Raw genomic sequence first — 8,986 nt, forward strand, 5'->3', positions numbered from 1 at the left:
ATTGATACGCAATTAGCAAGATTCAGACTTCTAGAGCCATCTTGCATAGGCAAAGAAACTATATTAAATTGATTAGCTACGTCCTCTGGCAAGCCTTTAGTTTCAGGGCCAAATAAGAATGAATCTCCCGGTTGGTACGCCACATCGGTGTATTTTTTATTTGAACCTGTCTCTACCGCAAAGATTCTTTCAGGTTTGGCTCTATCTATATAGTCTTGTAAATTTTCATACTCAGTCACATTGGCCAATTCTTTGTAATCCAGCCCTGCTCTGCGCAGGCGTTTATCAGTAATTTCAAATCCAAAGGGTTTAATCAGATGCAGATTAGCACCCATATTGGCTGACAGACGAATCAAACTGCCAGTGTTGTTTGGAATTTCTGGTTCGAACAATACTAAATTTAACATAATATTTTATTTTTAACCTTGAATATGACAATATCATCCCATAGATAGGTAGTAACTTAAATAAAAACCAAGAATAAAATAGATGAATATTGAAAAATTAACTTCTCAATTTCAGCAAGATCTAGGCGCTGCACAATCCATTGCAATTAGCAATAATCATAGTGCAATTGAAGGTGTTCATGTACTTAGTGCGATGCTGAGTGATGATGGATCAAGCGTTAGCAATGCCTTAAAAGCTAGCAACGTTGATACCACTACCCTAGCGAAAAAAACTGGATTAGAGATAAATAAACTGGCTGTGGTTAACAATCCAAATAGTGATATTGGCATTTCCCAAAATTTGCTACGCCTACTCACTGCTGCTGAAAAAATTGCCACCGACAAAGGTGATAGTTATCTTTCAACAGAATTGTTTTTACAAGCAATCATTCAAGGCAATGATACAACCACCCAACTATTAAAAGACGCTGGCGTTACTGAACAAGCATTAACCCAAGCCATTGAAACCCTTAGAGGAGGACAAACCGTGAACGAACAAAATGCAGAAACACAAAGAGACGCCCTAAACAAATACACCCAAGACTTAACCGAGCTTGCTGAACAAGGCAAGCTAGATCCTGTTATTGGTCGTGACGGTGAAATTCGCCGCGCGATTCAAGTATTGCAACGCCGTACTAAAAACAACCCAGTATTAATTGGTGAGCCGGGCGTGGGTAAAACCGCTATCGCCGAAGGTTTGGCACAACGTATTATCAACAATGAAGTGCCAGAAGGTATTAAAGGCAAACAATTATTGTCACTAGATATGGCAGCATTAGTTGCTGGTGCAAAATACAAAGGTGAATTTGAAGAAAGAATGAAAGCCGTACTTAAAGAAGTGGAAGCGGCGAATGGTCAAATTATCTTATTTATTGATGAGCTTCACACCATGATGGGCGCCGGTAAAGGTGAAGGCTCAATGGACGCCGGCAACATGCTAAAACCTGCGCTTGCGCGTGGCGATCTACATTGTATGGGTGCCACCACGCTGGATGAATATCGTGAGTACATTGAAAAAGACTCTGCCATGGAGCGTCGATTCCAAAAAGTACTAGTCGATGAGCCAACTGAAGAGGATACAGTAGCCATTTTGCGCGGCCTTAAAGAAAAATACGAAGTGCATCATGGTGTGGAAATTACCGATCCAGCGATTATTGCAGCGGTTACCTACTCTACACGCTACATTACTGATAGACAATTGCCAGATAAGGCTATTGATCTGATTGATGAAGCAGCCTCACAAATCCGTATGGAGATTGATTCAAAACCAGAATCAATGGACAAGCTTGATCGTAAATTAGTGCAACTTAAGATTGAACGCATGGCACTTAAAAAAGAAAAAGATAAAGCCTCTAAAGAGCGCCTTAAAGAGCTGGTTTCGGTAATTAAAGATCTTGAAAAAGAATACGCTGACCTTGAAGAGATTTGGAAAAAGGAAAAATCTCAAGTGCAAGGTGCGCATCATCTTAAAGAAGAGTTAGAGCAAGCTAAAGCAGACTTAGAAACTGCACATCGTAATAATGATTTGGCCAAAATGAGTGAATTACAATACGGAAAAATCCCAGAATTGGAAGCTAAAATCACTCAAGCAGAATCAACTGATGGCGAAGAGATGACCCTATTACGCAACAAGGTAACAGAAGATGAAATTGCTGAAATTGTTGCCCGTTGGACAGGCATCCCAGTAGACAAAATGATGGAAGGTGAAAAAGATAAACTTCTGCAAATGGAATCTATCATCCAACAACGTTTAGTTGGTCAAGATAAGGCTGTTAAAGTTATTGCTGATGCAGTTCGCCGATCTCGTGCTGGCTTATCCGATCCTAATCGTCCTGATGGTTCATTTATGTTTATGGGCCCTACTGGCGTGGGTAAAACCGAACTCACTAAAGCGTTGGCAGATTTCTTGTTTGATACTGAGCAAGCGATTGTTCGTGTGGACATGAGTGAGTTTATGGAAAAACACTCAGTGGCACGTTTAATTGGCGCACCTCCAGGCTATGTGGGCTATGAGCAAGGCGGTGTGTTAACCGAAGCAGTGCGTCGCAAGCCTTATTCAATCATCCTATTAGATGAAGTTGAAAAGGCGCATCCTGATGTGTTTAACATTCTCTTACAAGTGCTTGATGATGGCAGACTAACCGATGGTCAAGGTCGTACGGTTGATTTTAAAAACACCGTAATTGTGATGACATCAAACTTAGGCTCTCACTTGATTCAAGAAAACCCTGGAAAAGATGTATCTAACGAGCTAATCAAATTAGTTGGTGAGCACTTCAGACCTGAATTTGTAAACCGTATTGATGAAATTGTAACCTTTAATCCACTAGGTAAAGACCAAATTAAAGGTATTGCTAAAATTCAAGTTGAAATCCTTCAATCTCGATTAGCAGATCTTGACCTGAGTCTAGAGATAAGCGATGAGGCGATGAGTGTTATTGTTGAACAAGGTTACGATCCAGTATTTGGCGCACGCCCACTTAAGCGTACCATTCAACAATTATTAGAAAACCCACTCTCGCAAAAAATCCTAGCGGGTGACTTCCTACCAGGATCAACCGTTAAAGCTAACGTTACTAATGATGAGATAGTTTTTTCTTAATAGTTAACTTGGATTAAAAAAGGAGGCTTTACCTCCTTTTTTAATGATTCGTAAAATTTGCTATTTTTTTGCCCAACAGTTATTGATATAATCAACAACAATGGAAGATTATCTAAAAATTATTAAAAATGGTTTATGGACCAACAACCAAGCACTGGTTGCTTTATTGGGCCTGTGTCCGCTTTTAGCGGTTACCAACAATATTGTTAATGCGATTGGCTTAGGTTTGGCCACTACTTTTGTATTGGTTGCATCAAATGTAACTGTGTCAATTTTTCGCCATCAAATTCGTAAAGAAGTGCGTATTCCTATTTTTGTGCTACTCATTGCCTCGTTTGTGACGATTGTTGAGCTTTTAATGCAATCGTACTTTTATGACTTGTATTTAATCTTGGGTATTTTTGTACCCCTAATTGTAACCAACTGCGCCATTTTAGGCAGAGCTGAGGCTTATGCTAGCAAGAATACTTGGGGAAAGTCAGCACTTGATGGATTAATGATGGGTATTGGATTTTCATTAATTTTAATATTACTAGGTGCAATGCGCGAACTAATTGGCTCGGGCACTTTGTTTGATCAATCTGCTTTACTGCTTGGTAGTTTGGGTGATACACTAAGCGTTACTGTGTTTGATGATTATCAAGGTACGTTATTGGCTATTTTGCCACCAGGCGCATTCATTGGCCTAGGACTGATTGTGGCGGCTAAAAATTATTTTGATTTGAAAAAAGTTTAAAAAAAAGGGGAGAAAAATGAAAAAATTAGTATTATTATTTGCCAGTTTGTTGGCCTTTGGCGCCAATGCTGAGGGAGAAGTCACCAAAGAGGTGTTTATTTCACCAGGCGTGGTGTCAATTAACATTAACCATCAAGGTGAATCCGTTCAATTGCAACGCAACCAAGATCGCGATAATGAAATTTCAGATTTTTATCTAAAAACCACACGTGGCAAAATTCAGGCCATGCATCCATTTGCACCACACCTAGTTGAAACTATTGGTGAACTTGAGATGATTGATTATGTCAAACAACACTCAGCGGGCGACGAATCTATTTTAGTGATTGATACGCGCACGCCAAACTGGCTGGTATTTACCGGCGCCATTCCAACCGCTATTAACATCCCTTACACACGCTTTAAAAATAAAGAAAAAGCACTAGAAATTATGGAAGATCAACTCGGTGTTCAGGTGGATGATGTATTTGACTTTTCTTATGCAAAAACTCTGGTGATGTATTGTAATGGCGTTTGGTGTGGACAAACTCCTGCTGCTGTTAAAGCCTTACTAAAATACGGCTACCCTGCTGCCAAAATTAAATACTATCGCGGTGGTATGAATGCTTGGAAATCACTCGGCTTAACAACGGTTAATTTATAAGTTTTGAACAATATTCAAGATTACCTTAACAGTGGCACAGTTGATATTGCGCCACTGTTGTCTCTGGTACTCAAGAAAAGCAACGTTGAGTTGATCACTCAAAGTGATTACCAACTCTCACCCATAGAAAAACAAACTTTAGACGCCATGATTAAGCAGCGTACTGATGGCATTCCATTCTCATACATCAGTGGTACTAAAGGTTTTTATCATCTGGATTTTAAAGTCACACCTGATACGCTTATTCCCCGCCCAGAAACCGAGCTGCTAATCGACATTGCTTTGGATTTATTGCCAAAAAATCAACCTTGTCAATTGTTAGATATGGGCACAGGCAGTGGCATTATTGCTGTGACTTTAGCAGATAAAAACCCACATTGGACAGTCACGGCAACGGATTATTCAGCTGGTGCACTCGAGGTGGCAAAATCCAATGCCACCACTCAGATTGAATTTTTACAAGGTAGTTGGCTGGCGCCGGTAGCTGGACAAACGTTTGACCTTATTATCTCGAACCCGCCTTATATTGAGGAGGAAGATAGCTATCTTGATGATTTAACGCATGAACCAATTACTGCGCTGACTGCAGGAAAAGACGGGTTAGACGATATTCGTATTATTATTAATGAAGCGCCAAACCATTTGACTAAAGGTGGTTATTTATTGTTAGAGCACGGCCACGATCAGCAAGCCAGAATTGTTAAATTACTGAGTAAAAAATTCACCAATATACAAACGTTCCAAGACTATAATGCCAAAGACCGTGCGGTTTTAGCACAGGTTAATTAATAACAATCTCAACGAGGAGAACACATGAAAAAACTGATGCAATTATTTGCAGCGGCAGCACTCATTATTACCGCTACAGGCTGTACGGATGATAATAATCAAGCCGCAAGTGCGCAACAAGATAAAAAGGTTTACACTCTAACCATGGCAGAAACTTGGCCTAGTAATTTTCCAATTTTTGGCGATTCTACCAAGAAATTTGCACAATTGGCTAATGAGATGTCTGATGGTCGTTTGGTCATCAACATTGACTCAAAAAACAAGCATAAATCTGCTTTAGGTATTTTTGACTTTGTAAAGTCAGGTCAATATGATTTAGGCCATTCAGGTTCGTATTACTGGAAAGGTAAAGACATTAATACTTTGTTTTTTACCTCAATGCCATTTGACATGACAGCTGCTGAACAACATGCTTGGTTTGAGTATGGTGGCGGTCAAGAATTAATGGATAAGGTTTACGCCAAACACGGCATGAAATCTATCATTGGTGGTAATACTGGTAACCAAATGGGCGGCTGGTTCCAAAAAGAAATCAATACCGTTGAAGATTTACAAGGTCTGAAGATGCGTATTCCTGGTTTTGCAGGTGAGATTATGGCAGAAGTTGGTGCCAAACCAACCAACATTCCTGCAGGTGAGCTTTACACGGCGCTTGATCGCGGAACGATTGATGCATTAGAGTGGGTAGGCCCTTCACTTGACCTGCGCATGGGTTTTCATAAAGTTGCCCCTTACTACTACACGGGTTGGCATGAGCCTGGTTCAGAATTGCAATTCTTAATCAACTTAAAAGCTTATGAGGCATTGCCAAAAGACTTGCAAACAATTTTAGTAACGTCTATGAAGTACGCAGCTTACGATATGTTTGTACACTCAAATGATGAGAGTGCTAAAAACTGGGCAAGTATGAAGAAAGGCTTCCCTAATATTAAAGTTAAGACTTTCCCTAAGCCAGTATTTGACGCACTTAAGGCGGCCAATAAAAAGCTACTTGCTGAATTAGCGGCGAAAGATCCTTTGTCAAAAGAAATTATTGAATCAAGACATAACTATCTTAAAGATATTCGTGCTTGGACCAATATTTCTGATCAGTCATACTTAAATTCTTTAGGTAACTAAGATTCGATCGATTTATACCCGATGGTTAGAAAGCCTAACCATCGGGCTTTTATTGTTAACGATCTTTAATGTCTTTATTGATGTTGTACTTCGCTACGCCTTCAATAATTCATCTATCGCCTTGCAGGAAATGGAGTGGCATCTATTTTCTTCGCTATTTTTACTCGGAATTTCATACACATTACAACATGATGCGCATGTACGAGTCGATATTTTTTATGCCACCTTTACTCGAAAAAAACAAGCTTTAATTAATATAATTGGCTTTGTTGTTTTCATTCTTCCTATTAGTTTGCTGATCACTTACTATGGGATTGATTTTGCCTACAATGCTTATGAGATCAATGAGCTGAGTGGCGATCCTGGCGGACTAACGCACCGCTATATTATCAAAAGCGTTATCCCATTAAGTTTTATCTTGGTGATAATTTCTGGCATTTTGTTTGCCGTGGATAATTACAAACACCTTAATGAGGATCAAACATGATTGGACTAATTATGTTTGGTATCACCCTGGCACTACTAATGATCGGTTTTCCGGTAGCTTTTACTTTTGCCGGTGTGGCTGTTATTTTTGGCACACTGACTGAAGGTATAGATTTATTTGGCTTTATGCCCTATCGCATTATGAGTGTGATGCAAAACACTATCTTAATGGCAGTGCCACTATTTATTTTTATGGGTGTCGTCTTGCAAAAAACTCGATTGGCTGAGCAGTTATTAGAGGCAATGGGTGATTTGTTTGGCAGCGTTCGTGGTGGTTTGGCCATTTCTACAATCTTGGTTGGATCGCTACTTGCTGCCTCAACTGGCGTAGTAGGCGCAAGTGTGATTGCTATGGGTGTTATCTCATTGCCAGTGATGCTCAAACATAATTACAAAAAAACCTTATCTACCGGTGTTATTTGCGCCTCTGGCACGCTAGGGCAAATTATCCCACCTTCAATTGTCTTAATCATTCTAGCGGATGTTTTAGGTGTACCGGTTGGTGATTTATTCCGTAGTGCAGTCATGCCTTCTTTGGTTCTGGTTGGCAGCTATATTTTGTATGTGCTTATCAAATCCTATTGGGATAAAGATGCTGCCCCTGCATTTGTTAGTAAAAACAATCACCTCTCTAGTGGTGCCAAATACCTATTAGTTGCCAAAGCAATTGTGCCGCCTTTGGTGCTTATTATTGCTGTTTTAGGCTCAATTTTCTCTGGCATAGCCACACCAACCGAATCTGCTTCTATTGGTGCAGTAGGCGCCTTATTGTTGGCACTATTTTATCGTCGCCTTAGCTGGTCAATGGTGCGTGAATCAAGCATTGATACTATTAAGGTAACCTCAATGGTATTTGCTATTTTGGTAGGTGCAACCGCCTTTTCTATGGTGTTTACCTATACGGGTGGTGACACACTGGTAGAAGAATTTATTATGGGCCTACCCGCCAAAGAAATGAGCTTTATCCTTATCTCTATGCTTATTATTTTAGTGCTTGGATTTTTTATTGATTTTGTTGAAATATCCTTAATTATCGTACCGATTTTTTACCCAATTGCACTATCACTTGGCATTGATATGGAATGGTTTGCTATTTTAATTGCCATGAATCTACAAGCATCTTTCTTAACACCACCGTTTGGATTTAGCTTATTCTATCTTAAAGGTGTAGCGCCGAAATCTATACAAACCACTGATATTTATAAAGGCGTTATGCCGTTTATCATTATTCAAGTGAGCGTACTCACTAGCTTGATTTTATTTCCCGGCTGGTATGGGTTTAGCGGTTTTTGAGAATTTCTTTAACAAAAGATTCATTCTGTCTTTGTGAATGGCGTCCACCTCGCAATATTTTTCTTGCTGGGTGAAAAAATCTTCCTCCACCCAAGTGCTTGAAGGTTTAAATACGGGTGCGGTGCTCTTACCAGTTTGAACCACAGTGTTATCTGTATAAATAGTAATATTCTTATCGCTATAAAAAATCTCTTTTTCAGCTGATGCACTCGCCGATAAAGTTATCAACACCATTAATAAGATTTTTTGAAATCCACCCATGGTTTTATTCTACAACAAAACCAATAAAAATAATCACAATCCACCTGTTACGATTATTTTTTACTTTATACAAGGAGATTTCAAACGATTAAAGGAATATAGATAAACTATATGACTGAATAAGTGCAGAAAACAACACAACAGAAAGATAAAAGTTGAAATAAAAAAAGGAGAAGTCAGTCTATAAGCCGGGTTCTGTAATAGATAGTCATTCATCTACGCGCAATGTCGCCAAGACGCTTTAGCACTCTACCCGCTACCTTATGCGAGCCGCATCAATGGTAGCCTATTTGAGCTTGCTCCAAGTGGGGTTTACCTTGCCACGATTGTTGCCTCTCGCGCGGTGCGCTCTTACCGCACCTTCTCACCCTTACCTGTTAAAAAACAGGCGGTCTAAATCTCTGCAGCACTTTCCATTAGGTCACCCTACCTAGCTGTTAGCTAGCACTTTGCTCTATGGAGCCCGGACTTTCCTCTGATGAGTAAACTCACCAGCGACCATCCGACCAACTTCGCAGATAATTATATAAGAATAATAGAGTCTTCTTTTTATATTAGAATGTTATAATATAAACTTATTTTAAAAGAGTTACAATTACAATGAAAAAAAT

Annotated in this window: 9 protein-coding genes and 1 other RNA gene; 7 read left to right on the forward strand and 3 right to left on the reverse strand. The window is 39.5% G+C overall.

All coding sequences use genetic code 11. The annotated features are described in order from the left end of the window. The coding region (locus tag PSN35_RS04575) for a tRNA (cytidine(34)-2'-O)-methyltransferase (RefSeq protein WP_300030096.1) at positions 1-407 on the reverse strand (407 nt) is incomplete at its 3' end. An 82-nt stretch (positions 408-489) separates the two neighbouring features. Here PSN35_RS04575 and clpB point away from each other — a divergent pair. The 7 genes from clpB (at position 490) to PSN35_RS04610 (ending at position 8,114) form a co-directional block, all read left to right on the forward strand. Continuing rightward, on the forward strand, positions 490-3,048 hold the full coding sequence (gene clpB, locus PSN35_RS04580) for an ATP-dependent chaperone ClpB (protein WP_300030099.1): 2,559 nt from the start codon (positions 490-492) through the stop codon (positions 3,046-3,048). A 100-nt stretch (positions 3,049-3,148) separates the two neighbouring features. After that, entirely contained in the window at positions 3,149-3,784 is a 636-nt protein-coding gene (locus PSN35_RS04585; protein ID WP_300030102.1) for an electron transport complex subunit E, read from the forward strand. A gap of 16 nt (positions 3,785-3,800) precedes the next feature. Beyond that, positions 3,801-4,427, forward strand: a complete 627-nt coding sequence (locus PSN35_RS04590; RefSeq protein WP_300030105.1) for a rhodanese-like domain-containing protein — start codon at positions 3,801-3,803, stop codon at positions 4,425-4,427. A 3-nt stretch (positions 4,428-4,430) separates the two neighbouring features. Further along, positions 4,431-5,216, forward strand: a complete 786-nt coding sequence (gene prmC / locus PSN35_RS04595; protein ID WP_300030108.1) for a peptide chain release factor N(5)-glutamine methyltransferase — start codon at positions 4,431-4,433, stop codon at positions 5,214-5,216. Positions 5,217-5,240: 24 nt separating this feature from the next. After that, entirely contained in the window at positions 5,241-6,335 is a 1,095-nt protein-coding gene (locus tag PSN35_RS04600; RefSeq protein ID WP_300030111.1) for a TRAP transporter substrate-binding protein, read from the forward strand. 52 nt (positions 6,336-6,387) lie between these two features. Beyond that, positions 6,388-6,822, forward strand: a complete 435-nt coding sequence (locus PSN35_RS04605) for a TRAP transporter small permease subunit (protein WP_300030114.1) — start codon at positions 6,388-6,390, stop codon at positions 6,820-6,822. Beyond that, positions 6,819-8,114, forward strand: coding sequence for a TRAP transporter large permease subunit (locus PSN35_RS04610; protein ID WP_300030117.1), 1,296 nt, complete (start codon positions 6,819-6,821; stop codon positions 8,112-8,114). The genes PSN35_RS04605 and PSN35_RS04610 overlap by 4 nt, the downstream gene beginning before the upstream one ends. Here PSN35_RS04610 and PSN35_RS04615 read toward each other — a convergent pair. Continuing rightward, positions 8,079-8,375 (reverse strand): hypothetical protein, encoded by a 297-nt coding sequence (locus PSN35_RS04615; protein WP_300030120.1) that lies wholly within the window; start codon positions 8,373-8,375, stop codon positions 8,079-8,081. The two genes, PSN35_RS04610 and PSN35_RS04615, sit on opposite strands and share 36 nt — an antisense overlap. A 168-nt stretch (positions 8,376-8,543) precedes the next feature. Then, positions 8,544-8,889: RNase P RNA component class A (gene rnpB / locus PSN35_RS04620), an RNA gene on the reverse strand. Positions 8,890-8,986: the final 97 nt, after the last annotated feature.

Source organism: Candidatus Thioglobus sp. (assembly GCF_028599055.1).
Classification (GTDB): domain Bacteria; phylum Pseudomonadota; class Gammaproteobacteria; order PS1; family Pseudothioglobaceae; genus Thioglobus_A.

What these genes read in the sequence shown, in the direction of transcription:
- clpB (WP_300030099.1), top strand. Translation starts at nt 490, where the DNA reads ATGAATATTGAAAAATTAACTTCTCAATTTCAGCAAGATCTAGGCGCT.
- PSN35_RS04585 (WP_300030102.1), top strand. Translation starts at nt 3,149, where the DNA reads ATGGAAGATTATCTAAAAATTATTAAAAATGGTTTATGGACCAACAAC.
- PSN35_RS04590 (WP_300030105.1), top strand. Translation starts at nt 3,801, where the DNA reads ATGAAAAAATTAGTATTATTATTTGCCAGTTTGTTGGCCTTTGGCGCC.
- PSN35_RS04600 (WP_300030111.1), top strand. Translation starts at nt 5,241, where the DNA reads ATGAAAAAACTGATGCAATTATTTGCAGCGGCAGCACTCATTATTACC.
- PSN35_RS04610 (WP_300030117.1), top strand. Translation starts at nt 6,819, where the DNA reads ATGATTGGACTAATTATGTTTGGTATCACCCTGGCACTACTAATGATC.
- PSN35_RS04615 (WP_300030120.1), bottom strand. Translation starts at nt 8,375, where the DNA reads ATGGGTGGATTTCAAAAAATCTTATTAATGGTGTTGATAACTTTATCG.